This is a genomic window from Microbacterium sp. K35, from assembly GCF_004794375.1.
Taxonomy (GTDB): domain Bacteria; phylum Actinomycetota; class Actinomycetes; order Actinomycetales; family Microbacteriaceae; genus Microbacterium; species Microbacterium sufflavum.
This window is the reverse complement of the sequence record NZ_SSDM01000041.1, coordinates 1-620: the sequence shown is the minus strand read 5'-3', so window position 1 is coordinate 620 and position 620 is coordinate 1. Positions and strand designations below refer to the sequence as shown.

Sequence of the window (620 nt, the reverse complement as noted above, 5' to 3'; positions counted from 1 at the left end):
GGTCGCGAGCGGCTTCTCGCAGATCACGTGCTTGCCGGCGTGCAGCGCGCGGCGCGCGAGGTCGGCGTGCGTGGCGTTGGGGGTGCAGATGTGCACCACGTCGATGTCGTCGGCGTCGAGGAGGGCGTCGGCGTCGACCTCCGCCCGCTCGGCCCCCAGGGCCTGCGCCGCATCGCGTCCGCCCGCGGCCGACCGGGTGGCGATCGCCCGCAGCTCTCCCCCTGCGTCGCGCGCTGCCGCGCGGTGGACGCGGGCCATGAATCCCCCGCCGAGGATGCCGGCTCGGATCGTCCCGAGACCGGTGTCTGTGACATCCGTTGTCATGTCGGGGAGTCTGACACACCCCGAACGACTTTTGCTAGCTTTTCGTCAAAAGTTGTTCGAACCGAATTCGAAGTTCTGCGTCTGCACTCCGAAGTGCTGTGGTTTACTGACCGAATGGTTGACGTGCTGAGGCCGGTCACGGTGCCCTCCCCGGGGACGGGCGAGATCTTCCAGATCCTCCGCGACGGCCAGGCGCGCACCAAGGCCGAGCTCGCGGCGCTCACCGGACTCGCCCGCTCGACGGTCGCCCTCCGTGTCGACGCGCTCCTCGCCGCCGGGCTCCTGCGGCCGGCGGG

Annotated in this window: 2 protein-coding genes; one reads left to right on the top strand and one right to left on the bottom strand. The window is 70.5% G+C overall.

Annotated elements, in window-relative coordinates; all coding sequences use genetic code 11:
- Nucleotides 1-324: Gfo/Idh/MocA family protein (locus tag DW299_RS00970; RefSeq protein ID WP_168443049.1), on the bottom strand; the 324-nt coding region annotated here is incomplete at its 3' end.
- A 114-nt stretch (nucleotides 325-438) separates the two neighbouring features.
- Here DW299_RS00970 and DW299_RS00965 point away from each other — a divergent pair.
- The coding region (locus DW299_RS00965; RefSeq protein ID WP_240745276.1) for a winged helix-turn-helix transcriptional regulator at nucleotides 439-620 on the top strand (182 nt) is incomplete at its 3' end.